At 70.9% G+C, this 21,846-nt stretch carries 18 protein-coding genes; 10 read left to right on the forward strand and 8 right to left on the reverse strand.

All coding sequences use genetic code 11. The features are described 5' to 3' along the window. Positions 1-5 precede the first annotated feature (5 nt). Positions 6-1,118 (reverse strand): alpha/beta hydrolase family protein, encoded by a 1,113-nt coding sequence (locus ACZ7CH_RS07670; protein ID WP_360387496.1) that lies wholly within the window; start codon positions 1,116-1,118, stop codon positions 6-8. Between the two features lie 462 nt (positions 1,119-1,580). Between ACZ7CH_RS07670 and ACZ7CH_RS07675 the strand changes: the two genes are divergently transcribed. The 5 genes from ACZ7CH_RS07675 (at position 1,581) to ACZ7CH_RS07695 (ending at position 7,295) form a co-directional block, all read left to right on the forward strand. Continuing rightward, positions 1,581-2,402, forward strand: coding sequence for an ABC transporter permease (locus ACZ7CH_RS07675; RefSeq protein ID WP_470373378.1), 822 nt, complete (start codon positions 1,581-1,583; stop codon positions 2,400-2,402). Between the two features lie 3 nt (positions 2,403-2,405). Next, the gene (locus ACZ7CH_RS07680) at positions 2,406-3,407 is read left to right on the forward strand and encodes an ABC transporter substrate-binding protein (protein ID WP_458433229.1); all 1,002 of its coding nucleotides are present in this window, start codon (positions 2,406-2,408) and stop codon (positions 3,405-3,407) included. Beyond that, positions 3,404-4,195: an ABC transporter ATP-binding protein gene (locus ACZ7CH_RS07685; RefSeq protein WP_458433228.1), complete on the forward strand. Its 792-nt coding sequence runs from the start codon at positions 3,404-3,406 to the stop codon at positions 4,193-4,195. Before ACZ7CH_RS07680 ends, ACZ7CH_RS07685 begins: the two co-directional genes overlap by 4 nt. Before the next feature lie 119 nt (positions 4,196-4,314). Next, positions 4,315-6,369, forward strand: a complete 2,055-nt coding sequence (locus ACZ7CH_RS07690; RefSeq protein ID WP_470373379.1) for a PQQ-dependent sugar dehydrogenase — start codon at positions 4,315-4,317, stop codon at positions 6,367-6,369. Continuing rightward, positions 6,369-7,295 (forward strand): LamG-like jellyroll fold domain-containing protein, encoded by a 927-nt coding sequence (locus ACZ7CH_RS07695; RefSeq protein ID WP_470373380.1) that lies wholly within the window; start codon positions 6,369-6,371, stop codon positions 7,293-7,295. Before ACZ7CH_RS07690 ends, ACZ7CH_RS07695 begins: the two co-directional genes overlap by 1 nt. A 50-nt stretch (positions 7,296-7,345) precedes the next feature. Here ACZ7CH_RS07695 and ACZ7CH_RS07700 read toward each other — a convergent pair whose 3' ends face one another. Then, positions 7,346-9,415 (reverse strand): hypothetical protein, encoded by a 2,070-nt coding sequence (locus ACZ7CH_RS07700; RefSeq protein WP_470373381.1) that lies wholly within the window; start codon positions 9,413-9,415, stop codon positions 7,346-7,348. A gap of 64 nt (positions 9,416-9,479) precedes the next feature. Then, the gene (locus ACZ7CH_RS07705) at positions 9,480-10,655 is read right to left on the reverse strand and encodes an SGNH/GDSL hydrolase family protein (RefSeq protein ID WP_470373382.1); all 1,176 of its coding nucleotides are present in this window, start codon (positions 10,653-10,655) and stop codon (positions 9,480-9,482) included. Positions 10,656-10,721: 66 nt separating this feature from the next. On the opposite strand from ACZ7CH_RS07705, the gene ACZ7CH_RS07710 reads away from it, so the two are divergent. From ACZ7CH_RS07710 to ACZ7CH_RS07730, 5 genes are all read left to right on the forward strand, one after another. After that, positions 10,722-11,258 (forward strand): class I SAM-dependent DNA methyltransferase, encoded by a 537-nt coding sequence (locus ACZ7CH_RS07710; RefSeq protein ID WP_458433223.1) that lies wholly within the window; start codon positions 10,722-10,724, stop codon positions 11,256-11,258. Between the two features lie 650 nt (positions 11,259-11,908). Further along, the gene (locus tag ACZ7CH_RS07715) at positions 11,909-14,218 is read left to right on the forward strand and encodes a sensor histidine kinase (RefSeq protein WP_360388365.1); all 2,310 of its coding nucleotides are present in this window, start codon (positions 11,909-11,911) and stop codon (positions 14,216-14,218) included. A 38-nt stretch (positions 14,219-14,256) separates the two neighbouring features. After that, positions 14,257-14,682: a roadblock/LC7 domain-containing protein gene (locus ACZ7CH_RS07720; RefSeq protein WP_360387520.1), complete on the forward strand. Its 426-nt coding sequence runs from the start codon at positions 14,257-14,259 to the stop codon at positions 14,680-14,682. Beyond that, the gene (locus ACZ7CH_RS07725; RefSeq protein WP_360387523.1) at positions 14,679-15,053 is read left to right on the forward strand and encodes a DUF742 domain-containing protein; all 375 of its coding nucleotides are present in this window, start codon (positions 14,679-14,681) and stop codon (positions 15,051-15,053) included. The genes ACZ7CH_RS07720 and ACZ7CH_RS07725 overlap by 4 nt, the downstream gene beginning before the upstream one ends. Next, entirely contained in the window at positions 15,034-15,627 is a 594-nt protein-coding gene (locus ACZ7CH_RS07730; protein WP_360387526.1) for a GTP-binding protein, read from the forward strand. The genes ACZ7CH_RS07725 and ACZ7CH_RS07730 overlap by 20 nt, the downstream gene beginning before the upstream one ends. A gap of 54 nt (positions 15,628-15,681) precedes the next feature. Here ACZ7CH_RS07730 and ACZ7CH_RS07735 read toward each other — a convergent pair whose 3' ends face one another. From ACZ7CH_RS07735 to ACZ7CH_RS07755, 5 genes are all read right to left on the reverse strand, one after another. Beyond that, positions 15,682-17,040 carry a tryptophanase gene (locus ACZ7CH_RS07735; RefSeq protein ID WP_360387528.1) on the reverse strand — a complete coding sequence of 453 codons (1,359 nt, stop codon included), beginning with the start codon at positions 17,038-17,040 and terminating at the stop codon, positions 15,682-15,684. Positions 17,041-17,070: 30 nt separating this feature from the next. Beyond that, on the reverse strand, positions 17,071-18,165 hold the full coding sequence (locus ACZ7CH_RS07740) for a tryptophan dimethylallyltransferase family protein (protein ID WP_470373383.1): 1,095 nt from the start codon (positions 18,163-18,165) through the stop codon (positions 17,071-17,073). Positions 18,166-18,532: 367 nt separating this feature from the next. Next, positions 18,533-19,486, reverse strand: coding sequence for a lysyl oxidase family protein (locus tag ACZ7CH_RS07745; protein ID WP_470368519.1), 954 nt, complete (start codon positions 19,484-19,486; stop codon positions 18,533-18,535). Beyond that, positions 19,462-20,805, reverse strand: a complete 1,344-nt coding sequence (locus ACZ7CH_RS07750; protein ID WP_458433222.1) for an FAD-dependent oxidoreductase — start codon at positions 20,803-20,805, stop codon at positions 19,462-19,464. The genes ACZ7CH_RS07745 and ACZ7CH_RS07750 overlap by 25 nt, the downstream gene beginning before the upstream one ends. After that, positions 20,805-21,680: a glycosyltransferase gene (locus tag ACZ7CH_RS07755; protein WP_360387539.1), complete on the reverse strand. Its 876-nt coding sequence runs from the start codon at positions 21,678-21,680 to the stop codon at positions 20,805-20,807. Before ACZ7CH_RS07755 ends, ACZ7CH_RS07750 begins: the two co-directional genes overlap by 1 nt. Between the last annotated feature and the right edge of the window lie 166 nt (positions 21,681-21,846).

Consider the following 21,846-nt stretch of genomic DNA (forward strand, 5'->3'; position numbering starts at 1 on the left):
CGCCGTCAGCCCACGAGGCGGACTCCCGGGTGGCGCACGCGGTCGAACAGCGTGGTGGCGCGGTGTTTCAGGTGCAGGTCGAAGAACGCGGCCACGTGGTCGCGCTGCGCCTTCAGCGAGTCCCGGGGATCGATCGTGCCGATCAGGTCGGCCCTGCGCTCCGCCGTGACCGCCCCGACCTGCGGAACCGCCCACTGCAGGTCGCTGAACCCGAGGTGCGCGCCGTCGTCGAGGTGCACGTCCCGCTTCCAGCCGCGCTGGTTCGGCCAGAAGTCCGCCCACGACCGGGTCAGGCTCGTGTCGACGTGCGAGAGCTCGCGCTCGCGCAGGTCACCGCCGAAGAGCAGGAACGGCCGGTCGACGCCCCTCGTGACGATCTCGCCCGGCGCGTACGGGCCCGACCCGCTGTGCTCCATGGCGCCGTCGATGTTGATGCCCGCGTCGAACCTGCGGTCGCGCACCATCGTCTCGCCGGCCGTGTAGCCGCCGTAGGAGTGCCCGGCGATCCCGACCCGGCCGAGGTCCGCGCCCCGGTGCAGGCCGGGCAGCCGGCTGAGCACGAACCGCATGTCCGCGACCCGTGCGTCGATCGCCTTCCTCATGGTCTCCGGCCGGGCGTCGCCGACCTCGCTCGGCACCAGGCGGCCGTCCGGGAACTCGACGACCAGCGACTCGTGCGTGTGCGAGACCGTGACGACGACGTACCCGCGGCTGGCCAGGTCCTCCGCGGCACCCGCGTAGAACTCGCGCGGCGACTGCAGTCCCGGCGAGAACAGCACCACCGGGAACCGGCCGGGGAGCGCGGGCGCCCGCGTCCTGGCCTGCCGCAGCGTGCCGGCCCAGTCGACCGTGCCCGCCGGGACGTCGAGGTAGCCGGGGCTGGAGAGCACCGGGTCGGCCGCCGCAGCGACGGCGGGGGACAGGAACGGCGCCCGCTCGCCCTTCGCGCGGGCCGGGTAGGTGACCGTGACCATGAGCTCCCTGCGCTGGTCCGGGTGCCACGGATCAGCGCGGGTGTCGGTGAGGTGGGCGTCGAACACGCCCACCGGGAACGGGCCGGTGACCTGCGGTGTCACCAGGGTCGATGCGGCCAGGACGGCCGCGAGCAGCAGTTGCACAGTTGATCTACCCCCTTCGAGCGGCAGCCTTGCAGCCGCCCGCTGAGAGGGCGCTGAGACACCTGTCGGGACCTCGTGGCCGCCGTGCTCCGGCGGCCGGCGGCAACGGGCCGCACCGGCACGGGCGGTGGCGGCGTCGGCCGAGGTGCTGCTGACGGACGAACCGTTGTCCAACTTGGACGCACGACTGCGGCTGGAAGCCAGGACGTTCCTCAAGAAGCTGCACCGCGAACGGATCGCCGTGATGGACCGTCTCCGGTGTGGTGTCCGCGCTACGACAGGGAGACCGGCCTGCTGCGCCAGGACGCCGGCCGCCGATGCGCGCACCACCGGCTCGTTCGGCGCCCAGACCGGCTGCCATGTCCGGCCAGCGGGTCGCTCAGCTTCGTCGAACCTCCACCTTGACCGGTCCGCGAACCGGCCATAGCGTACTGGAAAGCGCTTTCCGACCTAGGAGGCCTCGTGGACACGGTTTCGGCGGACCGCAGGCGGGGTGGGGTGGTCGAGCGGGCCTGGCGCCCGGTCGCGCTCATCGCGGCCTTCGTGCTCCTCTGGCAGCTCGTCACCGCCGCGGAGCTGGTCGAGCCCTACCTCGTGCCCTCACCGGGCAGAACGGCCGAGGTGCTGGTCGACAGGTGGTCCTACCTGTGGCCGCACACGCTGACCACGACCTGGGAGACGCTCGCCGGCTTCGTCATCGCCGCGGTCGTCGGCGTGCTGGTCGCCGTGGCGATGGTGTACTCGCGGACCGTCGAGAACACGGTCTACCCGGTGCTGCTGTTCGCGCAGGTCATCCCGAAGATCGCGATCGCGCCGCTGTTCGTGGTGTGGCTCGGTTTCGGCTTCGGGCCCAAGGTGGTCGTGGCCGTGCTGATGGCGTTCTTCCCGGTGGTGATCTCGATGGTCACCGGCCTGAAGTCCGTCGACATCGAGATGCTGGAGCTCGCCGCGACCATGGGCGGCGGGCCGCTCAAGACGTTCGCGAAGATCCGCTTCCCGGCGGCGCTGCCGCACCTGTTCGCCGGGCTGAAGGTCGCGATCACGCTCGCCGTCACCGGCGCGGTGGTCGGCGAGTTCGTCGGCGCCAACGAGGGTCTCGGCTACGTGATCCTGCAGGCCAACGGCAACATGGACACCCCGATGCTCTTCGCGGGGCTGATCGTGATGTCGGTCGTCGGCGTGCTGCTGTTCGCCCTGCTCGACCTCGCCGAGAGGCTGGTGCTGCCGTGGCACGCCAGCCGGCGCGGTTCCACCGTCACCACAACCCTTCTCGCGAAAGGCTGACCGATGAGGAAAGTGCTCGCAGGCCTACTTCCCGCGGTGCTGCTGGTGGCCGGCTGCGGCGGTGGCGGCGACTCCGCCGCCGGTGGTGGCGCGGAGGAGGTCACGCTGACCCTCAACTGGTACCCCTACGGCGAGCACGCGCCGTTCTACTACGGGCTCCAGCAGGGGATCTTCGAGAAGCACGGCATCAAGCTGAAGATCCAGGCGGGCCAGGGATCCGGCAAGACCGTGCAGGCCACCGGCGCCGGGCAGACCGACTTCGGCTGGGCGGACACCTCGGCGCTCGCCACCGCCGTCGAGAACGGCGTGCCGGCCAGGAGCATCGGCGTGTACCTGCAGACCACGCCCGCCTCGGTGCAGTTCTTCACGGAGAAGAACATCAGCGGGCCGGCCGACCTCAGGGGCAGGTCCGTCGCGACGACCGCCGGTGACGCGCTGACCAAGACGTTCCCCGCGTTCCTCCAGCGGAACGGCCTGCAGGAGTCCGACGTCTCCATCCAGAACATCGACCCCGCTGGCAAGATGGCCGCGGTCATCTCCGGCCGCACCGACGTGCTGCTCGGGTTCGCCTCCGACCAGGGTCCGACGATCAGGGAGAAGGCCGGCAAGGACGTGTCCTACCTGCGGTTCTCCGACTTCGGCCTGAACTACTTCAGCAACGGCCTGATCACGTCGAAGTCGGTGCTGGCCAAGGATTCCGACCTGGTGCGCAGGATGGTCCAGGCCACCCAGGAGGCGTGGACCGCCGCGGAGAAGGACCCGCAGGCCGCCGCCGACTCGATGAAGGGCGCCGCCGAGCAGCTGCCGTCGCCGACGGTCGTGCTGGAGCAGTTCAAGACCACGCTGACGTTGCTGCACACCGACGCCACGAAGGGCAAGGCTCCGGGCGTCAACACCGCGGAGGACTGGAAGAAGACCATCGACACCTTCCAGCAGACCGGCATCATCGGCAAGGCGTCGGAACCCTCGGCGTACTGGGAGGAAAGCGTGGCACCGAAGGGATGAGCACCACCTTGAACGCCACGAGCGCCGTCGCGATCAACGCCGTGTCCGTGCGCTTCCGCTCGAAGCGCGCGGAGACCACCGCGGTCGACCAGGTCTCGCTCGACGTGGCACCGGGCGAGTTCGTGTCCATCGCCGGCCCGTCCGGCTGCGGCAAGTCGACGCTGCTGAAGCTCGTCTCGGGGCTGCTGCGGCCGTCGTCCGGCTCGGTGCGGCTGCTGGGGGAGGAGGTGCGCGGGCCCCGGCACGACATCGGGTTCGTGTTCCAGCGGGCCGCGCTGCTGGAGTGGCGGTCCGCGCGCAGGAACATCCTGTTGCAGGCCGAGATGCGCGGCATGGGTTCGGCGGAGGCCGGTCGCCGGGCCGACGAGCTGATCGAGATGACCGGTCTCACCGGCTTCGAGAACGCCCTCCCGCACGAGCTGTCCGGCGGCATGCAGCAGCGCGTGGCGTTGTGCCGCGCTCTGCTGCACCAGCCGCGCGTGCTGCTGATGGACGAACCGTTCGGTGCGCTGGACGCGTTGACCCGCGAGCAGATGAACGTGGAGCTGCACCGGGTGTGGCGCGAGACCGGGACGACGGTGCTGCTGGTGACGCACTCGATCGCCGAGGCGGTGTACCTGGCGAACCGGGTGGTCGTGCTGACGCGGCGGCCCGCGCTGGTGCGGGAGGTGGTCGAGGTCGGCCTGCCCGCCGAACGGGACTACGCGGCCACGATGGCCCGGCCGGAGTTCGCGTCGGCGACCGCGCACATCCGGGAGCTGCTGGGAGCTGTGACGGGACACGACTGAACCGAGCCGGTCCGAAGGAGGGTTGTACCGGCATTATTAGCTGGGTACATTCCGGAGGCACTGCTTGGAAAGCGCTTTCCGCGCCGTGCTGGCACGGCCTGGCCCACAGGGTGGTGGGGATGTACCGACGCTTGTTCCGGCTGGCCGCACCGATGATCCTGCTGTCATCGCTCCTCGTCCCGACCGCGTCCGCCCAGGACGCCCCGATCGCCGACCCGCTGCCGACGCCCGGCCAGTCCGGGATCGGCCTGGAGCTCACCGAGGTCGCGCGGCTGCCCGCGTCGCAACCGGTGCCGCCGCCGACGGACTCGCGGTTGCAGCGCTACAACCGGATCAACTACCTCGGCGAGGTGCCGGACGGGTCCGGCCGGTTGTTCGTGCCGGACATGAACGGCACGCTGTACCTGCTCGACGGCGGCACCCGGCACGCCTACCTGGACCTGGCCGCCGCGGTCGGACCCGACTTCCACAACCACCGCGGCCTGGGCAGCGGGTTCGGGTTCGCCGCGTTCCACCCGGACTTCCGGCGCACCGGCAGGTTCTTCACCGTGCACACCGAGACCGGGTCCGCGCTCACCGGCAAGAAGCCCGACCTGCCGTCCTCCGGCGAGACGCAGGTCCACGGCGTGGTCACCGAGTGGACCGCGGTGGACCCGAGCGCCGACGTCTTCTCCGGCACCCGCCGCGAGGTCCTGCGGGTCGGCTACGCCTCGTTCATCCACGGCTTCCAGGAGATCGGCTTCAACCCGACCGCCCGCCCGCGGGACGAGGACTTCGGGTTGCTCTACCTGGCCTCCGGTGACGGCGGGATCGGTTTCACCACGACGGTGCCGCAGGACCTCTCGCTGCCGCAGGGCAAGATCCTGCGCATCGACCCCGCCGGCACCGACGGCGCGAACGGCCGTTACGGCATCCCGCGCTCGAACCCGTTCGTGGGCAAGGCGGGCGCGCTGGGCGAGATCTACGCCTACGGCATGCGCGACCCGTACCGCTTCAGCTGGGACGCGGGCGGCACGCACAAGATGTTCATGGGCCACATCGGCGAAAAAGCCGTCGACGCCGTCTACGAGGTCCGCAAGGGCGCGAACCTCGGCTGGAGCGAACGCGAGGCGCAGTGGGTGTTCCGCCGCGGCGACCCGTCGTGCGGCGTGTTCCCGCTGCCCGCCGACGACGCGCGGTTCGGCTACACCTACCCGGTCACCGGGTTCGACCACAACCGGTCCTCCACCACGCGCCCGTGCGCGGACAGCGGCAACGCGTTGATGGGCGGGTTCGTCTACCGCGGCGCGAAGATCCCCTCGTTGCGCGGCAAGTACGTCTACGGCGAAGGCGTGAAGGGCCTGCTGTTCACCGCCGACGAACGCGCGTTGAGCGCAGGGCGGCCGTTCGCCGAGTCGCGCGAGCTGGCGGTGTACTCCGGCGGGCAGCGGACCACGTTGCAGGCGCTGGCCGGTGACCCCCGCGTCGACCTGCGGTTCGGGCAGGACGCGGCCGGTGAGCTGTACGTGCTGGCCAAGGCGAACGGCAAGGTCTGGAAGGTGACCGGCGCGCGCACGTTCGCCGCCTGCTCCACCGGCCACGACCTCGTCGCCGGCGCCACCTCGGAGCACTCGTGGGCACCGGTGACGTCGTCGCTGTGGCAGTTCCCCGGCCGCGAGGTCGTGCTGGCGCAGGCCGGCACGGCGCGACCCGGTCCGCGGCGGCCGTTCGAGTACGCGGTGCTGAGCAGGGGACCGGAGTTCGGCTCGGTGCAGGTCGACGCCTCCGTGCGGCTGGACACGCCGGTGGCGGAGCCGAACCGGGACGTGGTCATCGTGTTCGGGTACCGCTCGGACACGGAGTTCTACTACGCACACCTGTCGTCGGACAACAGGACCTACCCGCACAACGGGATCTTCGTGGTGAACAACGCCGACCGGGTGCGCCTGGACCACCAGTGGGACGCCGTGCGTTCGGTCGGCGCGGCCCCGGCGGTCACCGACACGGCGTGGCACCGCGTCCGCGTCCGGCACTGCGCCGGCTCGGGGGAGATCGCGGTGTACCTGGACGGGTCGCGGTACCCGCTGATGACCGCTGTGGACCGGACGTTCACGTCCGGCCGGGTCGGGTTCGGCTCCTTCGACAACGTCGGCCGGCTGCGCGACCTCCTGGTGCGCGGTCAGGGGGTGCGGTGATGCGGCTGCTCACCCTGGTGGTGGCGGCGGTGTTCGCGGCCGGTCTCGCCGCACCCGCCTCGTCCGCTGCGCCGTCCGTGCTGCCCGCGCTGGCGCCGAACCTGGTGGCGCACTACGACTTCGAGCACCCGGTACCTGGGAACGCTGCCCTGGAACAGGACCGCGGCCGTTCGGGCACCGCGCTGTCGCTGGTCAACGGCGGCGCGGACATGCGGGTGCGCGACGGGGCGTACCGCGGCTCGCGCACCTCGGTGCAGCTCAAGCAGGTCAACCCCGCGACCGCCGGCAACGACGACTGGAAGGCAGGCCTCTACAGCGCGTCCGGCGTGCCGTCGCTGCGGGCGTTCAACGGCGCCCGCGAGGCGTCGATCCTGGGCTGGGTGAAGATGACGGGCCAGAACCCGGCCCCGAACTCGAACACCCCCGACCCGGACGACCTCTACGACGCCATCGGTCTCGCCGGTGTGCTGTCCGGTGACTCGAACGGCCACGCGGTGCGCGCGTTGCTGGAGCTCATCAGCGTGGACGGCTCCCTGAAGCTGGTCGCACTGGCCCGCCGGCTCGACGGCGGTGCCTCGCAGACGTTCGCGGCGTCGGCGGACTGGCGGGAGCTGCTGCCCGTGGGCGAATGGGTGTTCCTGGCGGCGACGTTCGACTTCGACACCGGCGAGATGGCGTTGTACCGCAACGGGAAGCCGCTGGCCGGTCGGTACGTGACGGCCGACGACCCGTGGCGGCTGGAGGGCGAACCCGAACCGGACGTCGCGTCGGCCACCGACCCGCGCGGCCTCAAGGTCGGCGGCAGCTACCCGCAGAACGACCGCGAGGGCAACGCCTGCACCTGCCGGATGGACGGCCTGATGTTCCTGGACCGGGCCGCGCGACCGGGGGAGGTGGCCCTGCAGCACCGCCGGATGGCGCGCTAGGGCCTGTGTCGAGCGCCCGGCTGTCGCGAACACGGACCTCGACCCAGGCCTTAAGCCTCCAGCAAGGCGGTGGCCGCCACGAACGCGGCCGCCGCCATCGGCCCGTCACCGGCCGCGAGCACGCGGTACTCCCGGACCGCGGCCGGCTGGTCGCCGAGCAGCTGGTAGCACTGTGCGACCAGGAACCGGGTCTCGTCGGCGGCCTGCTCCCAGCTCGCGTCCTCGGTCTTGAGGTGGTCGAGCCACGCCACGGCCTTGAGCCCGGCGTCGACGGCGTCCTCGTAGCGGCGTGCGGCGTAGTTCGCGTGCGTCAGGTGGAACCACTGCTCGACGGTGGCGTTGTTGCGGCGCTGGGCCTGTCCCACGGCCTCGTTGAGGTCGTCGACGGCGAGCTCCGGCATGCCGGCGTTGATCGTGCGCAGCGCCCGCAGGTAGCTCAGGTGGCCGGCGACGCGGGGGTGCTCCGGTGCCGTGCGCGTGATGTCCTCCGGCAGCAGGTACAGCGCCTCCAGGGCCTTCTCCGGCACGTCGTTGCGCACGAACGTCTCGTAGGCCTCCACCGGCGGCTGGCCGGTGAGCTGTGCTTCGAGGGCCTGCAGCGTGCCCAGGGCGAGCGGGTCGTGGGCGTGGCGCTTGCCCCGCTCGACGGCGGCCAGCGCCTGTTCGTGCTCGTTCTGGCCCGCCAGCACGTACGCGAGCCAGTACTCGCCCCACGCCTGGCCGTCGCCCACCTCGTGGAGCCGCTCGACGGCGTCCCTCACCGCGGCGACCCCGCCCTCGACGTCGCCCTCGTGCACGACCCACAGGCCGATCCAGCAGCGGGTGAGCTCCGCGCGCCGGTGGTCGCCGTGCTCCTCGTACGTGCGGGCGGCCCGGCGCAGGACCGTGCCGGTCTCGGGGCTCTGGAAGAACTTCGCGGTGAGCTCGTCGCGCTGGGCGCGCAGCGGTTCCGGCAGGTCGTCGCCCACCAGGGACAGGCACACGCGCGCCTCGTCGGGTTCGCAGCGCAGGTCGTGCAGCTCGGAGCGGCGCAGCAGCTCGGCGTCGCTCAGCCGCGGCGGTGGCGCGGGGAGCGGCGGGCGGCTGGTGGGGTACAGCGGCAGGAAGTCGACGAGCTGCTCTGCTTCGAGCTTGCGCCGGACGCGGTCGCCGCACGCCGTGGTGGCGTTGCGGCGGTCGAACCGCGCGGCCAGGTCCTGCGCGAGCGCGCGCAGGCGGCGTTCGGTGTCCATCCAGCCGAGCTGGCGGGTGAGCAGGGTGGCGGAGGCGGCGTACTCCATTGTGGCCAGTGGGCGTTTGCGCTCGCCCAGCTCCTCCACCGGTCCGAGCCAGATCGTGCCCTCGCTCAGGTTGCCGGTGAGCGCGCAGAACTGCGCCATCCCGCCGTGGTCCTCCAACCGCGAGTACTCGCCGGACATCCCGCGCGTGAGCCGCCGGAACGTGAGCGCCGCGTCCTCCCACCGGCCCGCACGGGCCAGCGGTAACAGCACCAGGTGCCGCACCCGCGTCGTCAGCTCGTCGGACACCCCTGGCTCGCGCAGGAACGGCTCAGCCAGCCGCAGCGCCTGCTCCTCGTCACCCAGCGCCAGCAGGTGGTCGATCTGGTGGGCGTCGAGCCACGGGTCCTCCGGTGCGGTCGCCGCGACCTGCCGCGCGAACGCCTCCCGCGCCCACGCCAGGTCGCCGACGTGCACCGCGATCCCGTGGTGCGCCCGGTAGACGTCGCCCAGCGGCAGGTCCCGCTGCCGGAACCGGTGCTCCAGGTCCGCCGCGCTCGCGTGGATCTCCGACAGCGCCCGCTCGGGGAAGTCCACCATGGCCTCGACCAGCCACGCGTACCACTCCAGCAGCTCGGCCTCGTCGTCGCGCTCGAACCGCCACGGCCGGTGCTCGTGCTCCTGCAGGCACTCCTCCAGCAACGGGTACACGAGGTCCCAGCGCCCGTCCGTCTGGTGCGCGGCCGCCAACTCCCTGCGCGCCAGGAAGGTCACGCGCGGTGCGTCCGCGGCGTCCGCGCGCCGCACGACCTCCTCCAACGCCGCCGTGCGCTCGTCGCCGTGGTCACGGGCGACGACCTCGTTCAGGTCCACCCACAGCTCACGGCCCCCTGGAGTGATCACACCGCGAGCTTAGCCACCCCCGTGCGCGAGCAGTCGAAGATCAGCACGCCCTGGGCCGTGTGGCTCAGAGCGCCGCCACCCGCACCGCCCGTGCCATCGCCTCGAACCCCTTGTCACCGGGGTGCAGGTGGTCGCCCTCGTCGTACTCCGGCCTGATCCGCTGCGGGTCGGCCGGGTCGCGGACCACCGCGTCGAAGTCCACCACCGCGTCGAACTCGGCGCTGCCGCGGATGTGGGCGTTGACCGCCTGCCGCACCTGTTCGAGCTCGGGGGTGTAGCTGTACCAGCCCTTGAACGGCGTGATCGTCGCGCCCACCACGCGCAGACCGCGGTCGTGGGCGCGGGCGGCGATCTGCCGCAGGGCCGCGATGATCTTCTCCGGGTTCGTCTCGTGCGGGGTCTGCTGGATGTCGTTGATGCCCTCGAACACGATCACCGTGCGCACGCCGGACTGGGTCAGCACGTCGCGGTTCAGCCGGGCCAGGGCGTTCGGTCCGGCCGAGCCGCCGTCGAGGAGCAGGCGGTTGCCGCTGATGCCCGCGTTCACGATGCCGTAGCGGGTGTTGACGCGGTCGGCGAGCTGGTCGGGCCAGCGCAGGTTGGCGCCCCAGGTGGAGTTCGCACCGTCGGTGATGGAGTCGCCCAGTGCGACCACGCTGCCGCGCAACGTGGACGAGCGCACGTCGACGCCCGAGACGTAGTGCCAGGCGGTCGTGCGCTCGCGGTAGGCGGCGCCCGACTCGGCGGCGGTGTGGTTGCCCTCGCGGGTCAGGTACGAGTTCTGCATCGTGAGCTGGTGGTGGGTGACCGGGCCGCCCGCCGCCGGCGTGAAGACCGAGACCAGCAGGTCGGAGTCGGCGGGCACGGTCAGCGCCACGCCGTCGCTCACCACGTCGGCACCGGGCGGGGCGGTGATGGACGCCGCACCGCCCCACGTGAGGGTGCGCATGGTGCCGGGCAGCGCGGACGGGGTGTCCGGTCCGGCCGCCAGCGCCACGGTGACCTGCCCGAACAGCACCGGTGTGCGGCCGTAGGCGTTGGACAGCCGCACGCGGATCTCACGACCGCCCGCGCTCACGTGGACGATGTTGCGGAACGAGTGGTTCGCGTAGCCGTTCTCCGTGCCGGGGACCGCGGAGGACGGTGCGGCGGCCCAGGTCCCGAACCACCGGGCGGGAGCAGCCTGCGCGGGAGAGGCCGCGGCCACGACCAACGCCACTGCCAGCAGAAAGCGCGTCATGCACTCGACCTTGGCAGCGCTCCCACACGCGCGGTATCCGCCGATCCGAGGGTTAGGCTCGGGTCCGTGTGGAACGGAGCGGAGTACCAGGCCAGGTTCGACGAGCTCGCCGCGTCGGGAGTGGACGTGCACGGCGAAGCGACCTTCGTGCGGGCGTACGGGCCCACGTCCGTGCTGGACGCCGGGTGCGGCACCGGGCGGGTCGGGATAGAGCTGGCCCGGCACGGCATCGAGGTCGTCGGTGCCGATGTGGACGCGTCCATGCTGGCCACGGCGCGCGCCAAGGCCCCGGAGATCGACTGGGTCGAGTCCGATCTGGCCGCACTGGACCTCGGCCGGGTCTTCGACGTGGTGGTGATGGCGGGCAACGTGCCGCTGTTCACCCCGCCCGGCACGCAGGGCGCCCTGGTCGCGGGGGTCGCGCGGCACGTCGGCACCGTCCTCGTCGCGGGGTTCGGCCTCGACCGCGGGTACTCGGCCGACGAGTACGACCGGCACTGCGCGGACGCGGGCCTGGAGTTGGCCGAGCGCTACGCGACGTGGGACCGCGCCGAGTTCCGCGGCGGCGACTACGCGGTCTCGGTCCACCGCCGGGCCGGGTGAGGGCCGGAGGGACTTCGGGCGCGAAGTGGTCGCGGCTGCCGAGCCGGTGCTGCCCGAGCTGTACGACGCGGTGCTCGCGCGGCTGCCTGGGGACGAGGCCGAGCGGTGCCTGCTCGGTGTGCGCGCGTCCCGGTGCTGGTGCGCGCGGGTTTCCCGGTGCAACCGGACAGCGGGCTGCCCGAACGGGCCGCGGTGCGTTCTTCGGTTAGCACAAACCGGTGCGGCCGTCGAGATGTGCGCTGTGAATTTCCGAAACAACCGAAGGCTCGTTCATGTGATTCGGTTCACATTGTCAGCGAATCCAAATCGGTCAACCCGCTGTCAAGCGGCGCGGCAATTCGTGTCGTTCTCTCTGCTCGAACGGTGTTTGGCGTGCTCCTGACGGACCAGCCTTGCGCTGCTCCGTATGCTGAGATGCGCACGTGGACCTGGGTGTCGCCGTGGCCGGTTGACTGAGTACCCTGCTCGGCAACCGCAATGCATGATCATCTACGGTTGGTCGTGCTGTTCTCGCGGTGCTATCTTTCCGTCGCCAATTCAGGTGGTCGTGGAGCGTTGTGAAGCTGAAGAACGTGCCTGACACAAATTACAAGACAATTCGGTCCCGGCTCACCGGTGTTGTCGTTGTTCCCAGCATCGTGCTTCTGGTGATGTGGGTGCTGTTCTCGTCGTACACCGTGTTCGACGGTCTCTACCTGCGGCTGGTCGCCTCGGGTGTGCGGGACGCGTCGATTCCGGCGGTGCAGTCGTTCGCGTCCCTGCAGAAGGAACGCGAGCTCAGCATGACGAACCTGAGCCGGCCGGGTTCGGGTAGTTCCGCACTGCAGAAGCAGTGGCTGGAAACCGACTCCGACCTCAGCACGATGAAGACCGCGTTCACCGATCTCGCCGCCCAGGCGCCGCAGGAGGTCGTGGACAGCATCGGCAGGCTCAACGGGCTGCTGGACCAGCTGCCGCAGCAGCGTGCCGTGATCGAGGCGGGCACCGCGTCCAAGGCCGAGGTCTACCGCTTCTACAACAGCGTGCTCGACGCGGGCGCCTCGCTCTACAACACGCAGGCCCGCATCGTCCCCGACGCGCCCACGGTGCAGAGCGCCCTGGCCGCCGTGCAGTACTTCCAGGCCGCCGACTCGATGTCGCGCGCCGGGTCCGTCGCCGCCGGTGCGCTCACCGCCGGCCGGTTCACGCCCGAGGACCACCGCGAGTTCGTCTACCTCGTCGGCGCGTACCGCTCGTCGCTCAACGCGATCGAGCCCAACGCGCTGAAGGAGGTGCGCGACCACTACCAGCGCGTGATCACCAGCCCGTCCTGGCAGCAGCTGGGCGCGCTGGAGAACCGCCTGCTGCAGAACGCGGAACGGCCCATCGGCAACTCCGTCGGGGCCTCCGACTGGGAGACCGCCAGCCGCGCCGTGTCCACCGAGCTCACCACGATGGTGCAGGAGCAGTCCAACGGCGCCGTGAACGTCGCGCTGGAGAACGGCGAGAACAAGTTCAACACCGTCCTCATCGGCAGCCTCGTCGCCCTGCTCGCGGTCATCGCCGGCATCTTCGTCGCCGTCCGCATCTCCAACCGGCTGGTCAACAAGGCGTTGATCGTGCGCCTGACCAGCCTGAAGAGCGACTCGCTCAAGCTCGCCCACGAGCGCCTGCCCGACATCGTCGAGCGGCTGCGCGAGGGCAAGCACGTCGACGTCGCCGCCGAGGTCCCCTCGCTCGACTACGGCAACGACGAGATCGGCCAGGTGGCCGACGCGTTCAACGCCGCGCAGTACACCGCCGTCGCCGCGGCGGTCAAGGAGAGCCAGACCCGTGAGGGCGTCAACCGGGTCTTCCTCGACATCGCGCGCCGCAACCAGGGCCTGGTGCACCGCCAGCTGAAGATCCTGGACCGGCTGCAGCACGAGGAGGAGAACCCCGAGCAGCTCGACGCGTTCTTCCAGCTCGACCACCTCGCCACCCGCGCGCGCCGCAACGCGGAGAACCTGATCATCCTCACCGGCGAGCAGCCGGGCCGGCAGTGGCGCAAGCCCGTGCGCATGCTCGACGTGGTGCGCGCGGCCGTCGCGGAGACCGAGCAGTACGCGCGGGTCAAGGTGAACCCGGTGCCCGAGGTGGCGCTCACCGGTGCCGCCGTCGCCGACACGATCCACCTGATCGCCGAGCTCGTCGACAACGCCACCTCGTTCTCCCCGCCGCGCTCGCAGGTCGAGGTGCACACCAGCGAGGTGCCGCAGGGCATCGTCGTGGAGATCGAGGACCAAGGCCTGGGCATCAAGGCCGAGGACCGCGAGCTGCACAACCAGATGCTGGCCGCGCCGCCCGACTTCGAGGCGATGCGCCTGCGTGGTGAGTCGCGCCTGGGCCTGTTCGTCGTCGCACGCCTCGCCGCGCGCCGCGGCATCCGGGTCGAACTGCGCGAGTGCTCCTCCGGCGGCACGATCGCGCTGGTGCTCATCCCGGCCGAGCTGCTCGCGGGCGACGCGGGCGCGGCCGACACCACGGACGTGCCGCAGCTTCCCCGGCCCTCCTACCGCCAGCAGGTGCAGCAGGTGCGCCCCGAGACCCACGTGCCGTCGCAGGCACGCCCGCCGGCGGAGTCGGGGTCCGAGCTGGACCAGTTCTGGGCGGGCGCCTCGACCAAGGGCCACGTGCCGGTCACCGGCACCGACGGCACCGAGCTGTCCCGCGCGCACACCCGGCCGGAGAGCTGGCCCACCGACACCGACACCGCCGCGGGAGGTGGCGAAGTGCGCCAGGACGAACGGCCGCAGCTGCCGCGCCGGCAGCGGCAGCAGCACCTCGTGCCCCAGCTGGCGACCGACGACCTGCGTCCCGATCCCGACTTCACCGAGTTCGACGCCGAGGAACGGGCCGAACGCGCCCGTGACGGCCTGTCCGCGTTCCAGCGCGGCGCTCGTGACGCCAGGACCGCGGACCCCCACGACCTCGAACCGTGATGCGCACTGGGACTCCGGAAAGCGAAAGGCGATTTCCCATGGAAGAGATGACCGGCGGGCAGGCCAAGCTCAACTGGCTGCTGGACGACCTCGTGAGCAGAGTGGTCGGTGCTCGGCACGCGGTGGTGCTCTCCGCTGACGGTCTGCTGCTGGCCCGTTCGCCCGAGCTGTCGAAGGACGACTCAGACCACCTCTCCGCCATGGCGTCGGCGTTCCAGTCGCTCGCCCGCGGCACCGGCCGGCACTTCGGCGGCGGCCAGGTGCGCCAGACCATCGTGGAGATGGAGCGCGCGTACCTGTTCGTCACCGCGGCCGGGCAGGGCGCCTGCCTCGCCGTCGTCGGTGACGAGGACGCGGACATGGGCATGATCGCCTACGAGATGAACATGCTCGTGAAGCGCGTGGGCGGCTACCTGTCCACCGCGCCGCGCACCCCGTTGCCCAGCGCACTCGGGTTGTCATGACCGTCCACTCGGGAGACTGGTGGTACGACGAGGCGGCCGGCCCGCTCGTCCGGCCCTACGCGCTGGTCAGCGGCCGCACCCGGCCGGTGTGGGGCGATCTGCACCTCACGACCCAGGTGCGGTCGATCCGCACCTCGAACGACCCCGCCTCGCTCTCGGTGGAGCACACCGAGATCATGAAGCTGTGCCGCAAGCCGTTGTCCGTCGCGGAGGTCGCCGCGTACCTGCACGCACCGCTGGTCGTGGTGAAGGTGCTGCTGAGCGACCTGATCCAGCGCGGAGACGTCATCACCCGCGACCCGTCGCGGATGGCGACCGCGATGGACATGAACCTACTGCAGAAGGTGCTGGATGGTGTCCGTGCAATCTGACCAGCGCGACGACGACCTCGCCGTCCCCGTCGCCGTCAAGATCGTCGTCGCCGGCGGGTTCGGCGCGGGCAAGACCACGCTGGTCGGGTCGGTCAGCGAGATCACCCCGCTGCGCACCGAGGAGCTCCTCACCGCCGCGGGTGAGGAGATCGACGACATCGTCGGCGTCGAGGGCAAGAACACGACGACGGTCGCGCTGGACTTCGGCCGCATCACGATCAACACCGAGCTGGTGCTGTACCTGTTCGGCACACCGGGCCAGGACCGGTTCTGGTTCATGTGGGACGAGCTGGCCTCCGGCGCGATCGGTGCCGTGGTGCTGGTCGACACCCGCAGGCTGGAGACCGGGTTCGCGGCGATCGACTTCTTCGAACGCCGCCAGATCCCGTTCGTGGTCGCGGTGAACTGCTTCGACGGCAGCTACTCCTACACCGAGGCCGAGGTGCGCCACGCCCTCGACGTCGGTGACGCGGTGCCGTTGGTGCTGTGCGACGCCCGTGACCGCGAGTCGTCGAAGGCGGTGCTGGTGCGGGTGATCGAGCACGCGATGAGCCGCATCGGCGTGCCCGCCTGATCTTCGCGCAGGACCGGAAGGCCCCTCGGTGGTGACCCGAGGGGCCTTCTCGCGTCAGCGGACCTGGGCGAGGCGGGCGCGGAACGGGCGCAGGACGGCGGGTGCCTCGGTGAGGCGGTAGCCGGGCACCGACTCGGGGTCCTTGGCGATGCCGGCGAGCGTCTCGGCGACGTACTCCAGGTGGCTGCGGGTGTAGACGCGGCGCGGGATCGCGAGGCGCACCAGCTCGAACGGCGCCGGCGTCAGCAGCTCACCGGACTCGTCGATCTCACCGAGGTACAGCGACCCCAGCTCGGCGCACCGCACACCGCCCGCCAGGTACAGCTCCGAGGCCAGCGCGTGACCGGTGAACCGGTGCGACGGGATGTGCGGCAGCAACCGGCCCGCGTTGAGGTACACCGCGTGCACACCGGCGGGACGCACGCTCTCCACACCGGCCTGGCGCGCGCACTCGGCCAGGTACGCGGTGGCCTCGGCCCGCTCCTTGAGGTACGCCGGGTGCGTGACCTCCATCAGGCCCTGCGCGCACATGTCCAGGTCACGACCGGAAAGCCCGCCGTAGGTGCGGAAACCCTCGGTGGCGATCAGCAGCAGCTCGCACTGCTCGGCCAGGTCGGGGTCGGTGAGGGCGAGCATCCCTCCGATGTGGACGATGCCGTCCTTCTTCAGGCTCACCACGCACCCGTCGGCGAGCCGGAACGCGAGCTTCGCGACGTCGCGCGGGCTGTGGTCGCGGTACTTCTCCTCCCGCTGCGTCACCAGCCACGCGTTCTCGGCGAACCGGGCCGCGTCGAGGAAGAACGGCACCCCGAACCGGCGGCACAGCGCGCTGACGGCCTCCAGGTTCGCCATCGACACCGGCTGCCCGCCGCCGCCGTTGTTGGTGATCGTCATCAGCACCAGGCCGACGTCCTCCGGCCCGGACAGCACCGCCTCCAGCGCGACGAGGTCGATGTCGCCCTTGAACGGCGCGTCGCTGTCGAGGTCGGCCGCCGCCGGGCAGGGCAGGTCGCGCACCACGCCGCCGACGAGCTCCACGTTCGCGCGGGTGGTGTCGAAGTGGGTGTTGCCCACGGAGAGCTGGCCGGGCTTGAGCAGCGCGGAGAACAGGATCCGCTCGGCGGCACGGCCCTGGTGCACCGGGTAGATGTGCGGGAAGCCGGTCAGCTCCTCGGCCACCTCGCGGAACCGGAAGAACGACCGGGCGCCCGCGTAGGTCTCGTCACCACGCATGCCCGCGGCCTGCTGCTCGGCCGAGAGCGCACCGGTGCCGGAGTCGCTCAGCAGGTCGATCGTGACGTCGTCGGCGGTGAGGTTGAACTGGTTGTACCCCGCCTCGGCGTAGCGGCGCTCGCGGTAGTCGCGGGTGGTGATGGGGATGGGCTCGACGACCTTGATGCGGTACGGCTCCACGACACTGCCTTCTTTCCTCGTACTGCGGCACTACGACGACATGGCTGTGGTTCGGGGAGGGGTCACGTCGTACGCCTCGGAGGACAGGTAGACCGTGACGCCGGGGCGCGGCCGACCCAGGCGCAGCGAGACGTGGGCGATGAGGCCGACGCCGTCACCCAGCGGCCTGCGCACGATGCTCGTCAGCGCCAGCACGAACGGCGTCGGGTCGAGGCCGCACCTGGTCATGATCGCGAGGACCCGCTCGCACGCTTCCAGGTCGTCCTGCACGTAGTCGCGCACCGGGATGTAGACCGAGTAGCCGCCCGGCCGTTCGGTGTCGCCGGCGAGGAAGTTGTAGGCCGACATCAGCGGGCGCCGGGTGAACGGGCCGGTGCCGGCACCGGCGATCGCGCAGACGTCCGCCAGCAGCTCCAGGTCCACCCCGGGCACCGCGGCCGCCGCGTGCGTGACGTCGGCGATCTCGGCGGAGTCGTGCGAGACGTAGGTCTTCACCCGCGCGCGGTGGTCGTCCATCAGGTCGAGGGCGAAGAACGAGAACCGGTCCAGGCCCTCACGGCGCAGGGCGTGCCGGGCGACGGCGGGGAAGGCGGGGCCGAGGCCGAGCCGGTCCAGCGCCGCGCTGACGAGCTCGGTGCCGCGTCCGGGGCCGCGCACGTCGGGGTTGAGGTAGACCTTGATCGCCGGTGCCGCGTGGGCCCCGACGATCAGCGAGTACCAGAACGAGAAGGCGCCCTGCGGGTCCTCCGGCAGGAAGAGGTCGCGGACCTGGTCGAGCTGGCGCAGGTCGAGGTCGTACCGGGCGGCGAGCTGGTCGAGCACGGCCAGCGCCGCGGTCAGGTTGGCCCGGCTGTCCGGCTGTTCGGCGAGCGACTCCACGATCATCCGCACCGCGGGCGGTTCGTTCCTGGCCAAAGCGACCGAGAATTCAACAGGTGTGTGGTCGTCGGCGACCGATGACGGCCACGACGGAACAGCGGACAACGGGCGCAGTGCGCCGGGTCCCAATGCGTCACCCAGCAACGCCGTCGAACTGCGCGCCGAATCCGCTAATCCGACAGCGCGCAACAGGCTCTGCAGTTGCCCAACGGCGAAATCGCGCAGGGTGAAGTCTGCCGTGCTCAAGACAGGGTCTCCTGATCGGCTGGGGAATCAGGTCAGGGCACAGTCCGGTCGGGGTGGAATGCGAAGTGAATTCTCTCAACTCACCACATGCCCAGGTCAAGGTCCAACGGGGTTGCGTGTGGCACTCTCCACTGTGATCAAAATTGCACTGCTCGGACTATTGACGTGAGCGCGAATGCAGTTCTCGAACAGTGTTCGGTTGCGCGAACTGGCGAATTGTGTTCGGAGTGCCGATGTGCTAGTGGTGAACGCGGTTTCGCAGAGTGAGTAGTTTGCGCTGCTAACTGGTTGTGTGGTAAAGCGCGCGAGAAACGCGAAACGGGGTGCCCGCGACCGCGGACACCCCGTTTCGGTATTCGAACCGGTACTACCTCGACTCGGCGCACCGCTCCCGGCCGGGACAGCTGCGCAGCAGCTTCACCGACGGCGCGAACGTGATCGTCGCGGGCGGCTGCACCGCGCCGCGCGGCCACTGCAGCGAGATCGCGATCGACGACGTGTTGTTGCTGTAGTCCTTCTCCAGCAACGCCCGGTCGGAGTTCGCGGCGTTGACCACGTCGTAGACACCCGACGGCACGTGCGTGAGGTCGAGCCACTGGAAGTCGACCCGGTGCTTGTAGTCGTCGCCGGAGCCGACGGAGATCCCGAACAGGACGTCCTGCGCGGCCGGGTTGTGGTGCTCGCACATGTGCCCGTTGAGCCGGGCCGCCAGCTGGCCCTCCGGCGTGGCCGGGTCGAGCGGGCGCCGCGGCAGGTCGTCCACGACGTCGTAGCGGTCGCCGATGCAGAAGCCGTTCTTGCGGTCGGTCACGACCACGCCGCCGTCGGGCCTGCGCAGCTGGAAGTACTCGAAGTTGAGCAGGTGCCAGTGCTGGTGCGACTCAGCCGGTTCGTAGTAGGCGCTCGAGGTGGTCTCGCGCCGCGCCTCGGCGTACGTGCGCGCGATCGAACCATCCACACCGGACTGGATCGACTGGCGCACCTTCATAGTCGGCACGTCGGTGCTGTCGCGGTGCGCGTGCAGCAGCAGGGGACCGTCGCCGACGTTGTCGATGGACGTGGTGAACCGCAGGCGCACCGCCTCGATCCGGCCGCCCTCGCGAGCGCACTTGCCGCGCGGCTTCGAGGCGTCCTCGACCAGGCACACGTCCCAGTCGCGGCACGTGTCCGGGTTGCCGGCGAACCCGCCGGGGCACCCGATCGGCGCCTGCCGCAGGTCGGGCAGCAGCGGCGCGGAGTCGGCGTGGACCTGCTGGGAGGAAACGAGGGTGGCTGCGGTGACCGTGAGAGCGGTGATCACCGCGCCGATTCTGCTGACCATGCGTCGATCTCCTGGGGCGTGGGCCTCCTGGCGGCGCGCAGGAGGCGGTCGGTCACCGAGTTCGCGAGCTCGACGCTCGAGTTCCAGCTGGTGACGTTCGGGTAGACGTGGGCGGTTGTGGCGAGCAGCAGCCGGGTGCCGGGCACCTCGACGGCCGGCCGGTCGGTCAGGTAGCCCAGCGGGTACACCGGTTCCACGAACGGCGCCTTGAACGTGCGCACCTCGTCGACGTCCGCCGGCGACAGGCCGGGGTGCAGGGCCAGCAGCTGCTCCGTCCACCGCCGTGCGATCGAGGTCTCGTCCTCGCGGTACAGCGCGGAGTCGCGGTCGGTGTAGCGCATGACGTACACGAGGTGGCGGCCGTCGTAGGGTTCGGTGCCCGCCAGCGCGGACATCTCGATCACGCCGTCGAAGTCGGTGCCCGAGCGCAGCACCGGCGCCCAGTAGTGCCCCGACAACGGCTTGCGCAGGAAGAACAACGTGTTCACGACGCCCTGGTAGCGCAACCGCACGTCGGGCAGCCGCCGGGCCAGCTCCTCGTCGGCGATACCGCGCAACGCGGGCAGCGGAACGGTGGAGACCGCGTGGTCCGCCACCAGCGACTCGCCGTCGGCCAGCGTCACGACCACCCGCTCGCCCCTGGTCTCCACGCGGGCCACGGGAGCCGAGGTGCGCACGACACCGCCACCGTCCTCAATGGACCCGCGCAGCGCGTCGACCACGTTCTTGTAGCCACCGGCCGGGTAGCCGCGCACCGAGTCGTTGCTCTCCCGGCCCAGGCGCTGCCACAGGTACAGCGCGGGCACGTCGCCGAACGCCGAACCGAACTTGGCGCCGAACAGCGGGGCGAGCAGCGTGCTCCACACGGCGTCGCCGTACAACCCCCGCAGCCAGTCCTCGGTGCGCAGGCGGTCGAGGTCCTTGCCCTTGCCCAACCGCCGCAGCAGCAGCGAGACCACGCCGAAGCGCACCCGGTCCGGCAGGCTCAGCGCCCGGAACCGCAGCAGGTCCAGCGCGGAGTTGAACGGGTGGTGCGCGCCCTCGACGACCATGCCCATGGTGGTGCGCCGCCAGCCGATGCTCTCGCGCAGGCCCACGTCGTCCAACAGGCCGAGCAACGCGTCGTCGGTCGGCATCACGCAGTGGTAGAAGCGTTCCACCCACCGGCCCCGCGACGGGAAGAACGTGCCGAGCCCGCCGAGCTGGTCGCTGCTCTCGAGCACCGTCACCGGCAGGCCGGCCCGCACGAGCCGGTGTGCGGTGGCGAGGCCGCAGATGCCTCCGCCGATCACGACGACGTTGCGCACTGGCGTCGCCATCAGAGCTTCCGGTACGGCACGGGCGCGAGGCGGTCACGCGTGAGCAGCAACAGGTACTGGGTCAGCGTCCGGCCGAGCCGGAGCTTGCTGGCGCCGGGCTTGCGGTCGTAGCGCAGCCGGAACGGGATCTCGCTGACCACCGGCCCGCAGTGGCGCAGCTTCAGCAGCAGCTCGACCATGCAGGCGAACCCGCGTTCCTCGACCAGCCGCTCGCCCCAGTGCGCGGCGGCCCGGCGCAGCAGGCTCACCCGGTAGGCGCGGAAGCCGCTGGTGAAGTCCTGGATGCCGTCGAAGTGCAGCACCCGGCCGAACACGACGCGCGCGCCGCGGGACAGGAACCGGCGGAAGCGCGGTGCGGTCGAGTCGTCGCCGCCGTCGACGAAGCGCGAGCAGATCACCACGTCCGCGCCGGCCGCGATCTCCCCGAGCAGCGGGGAGATCAGTCGCGGGTCGTGCGTGTCGTCGGCGTCCATCACGACCAGGACGTCGTCCGCCGCGGCCGCGTCGAGCACCGCACGCAGCCCGGACTGGACGGCCTGGCCGAGGCCGAGGTTCACCGGGTGGCGCACCAGCCGGACGTCCAGGCCGCGGACGCCCGCCACGCAGTCGCCGGTGCCGTCGGAGGAACCGTCGTCGACCACCCACACCGTGATCCGGTCGGACAGCTCGACGCCGGCGATGCGCCGCAGCAGCGCCGGGAGTGCGACCGCCTCGTTGTAGGCGGGGAGCACGACGTGCACGTCGCCGCACGGCCGGGCGTCGTTCTGCGCGGCTTGGGCCGTCTGCACGGACTGCCGGACGGGCTGCTGCACGACCTGCACGGTCGTCGTCGCGTGCCCGGCCGATTGCCGGACGCCGTTTTCGCCGACTTTCACTCAATGCCCCCACTTCGGTGGCTCGCGGTTGGTGCCATGAATTATTGACACGACGTGCTAAAGCTTTTGAGACGCCCCTGGCGTAGACCAGGGCAGTAGTACGCCGAAAGCTCACCAATTGCATTCGCTCAGCACACCGAAGAGGGAAATTTGATACCCGAAGAGC

Source organism: Lentzea sp. NPDC037011, from assembly GCF_055607425.1.

Coding starts and splice junctions, on each gene's coding strand:
- ACZ7CH_RS07695 (WP_470373380.1), top strand. CDS start 6,369: ATGCGGCTGCTCACCCTGGTGGTGGCGGCGGTGTTCGCGGCCGGTCTC.
- ACZ7CH_RS07680 (WP_458433229.1), top strand. CDS start 2,406: ATGAGGAAAGTGCTCGCAGGCCTACTTCCCGCGGTGCTGCTGGTGGCC.
- ACZ7CH_RS07745 (WP_470368519.1), bottom strand. CDS start 19,486: ATGGTCAGCAGAATCGGCGCGGTGATCACCGCTCTCACGGTCACCGCA.
- ACZ7CH_RS07720 (WP_360387520.1), top strand. CDS start 14,257: ATGGAAGAGATGACCGGCGGGCAGGCCAAGCTCAACTGGCTGCTGGAC.
- ACZ7CH_RS07705 (WP_470373382.1), bottom strand. CDS start 10,655: ATGACGCGCTTTCTGCTGGCAGTGGCGTTGGTCGTGGCCGCGGCCTCT.
- ACZ7CH_RS07715 (WP_360388365.1), top strand. CDS start 11,909: ATGTGGGTGCTGTTCTCGTCGTACACCGTGTTCGACGGTCTCTACCTG.
- ACZ7CH_RS07725 (WP_360387523.1), top strand. CDS start 14,679: ATGACCGTCCACTCGGGAGACTGGTGGTACGACGAGGCGGCCGGCCCG.
- ACZ7CH_RS07750 (WP_458433222.1), bottom strand. CDS start 20,805: ATGGCGACGCCAGTGCGCAACGTCGTCGTGATCGGCGGAGGCATCTGC.
- ACZ7CH_RS07690 (WP_470373379.1), top strand. CDS start 4,315: ATGTACCGACGCTTGTTCCGGCTGGCCGCACCGATGATCCTGCTGTCA.
- ACZ7CH_RS07685 (WP_458433228.1), top strand. CDS start 3,404: ATGAGCACCACCTTGAACGCCACGAGCGCCGTCGCGATCAACGCCGTG.
- ACZ7CH_RS07730 (WP_360387526.1), top strand. CDS start 15,034: ATGGTGTCCGTGCAATCTGACCAGCGCGACGACGACCTCGCCGTCCCC.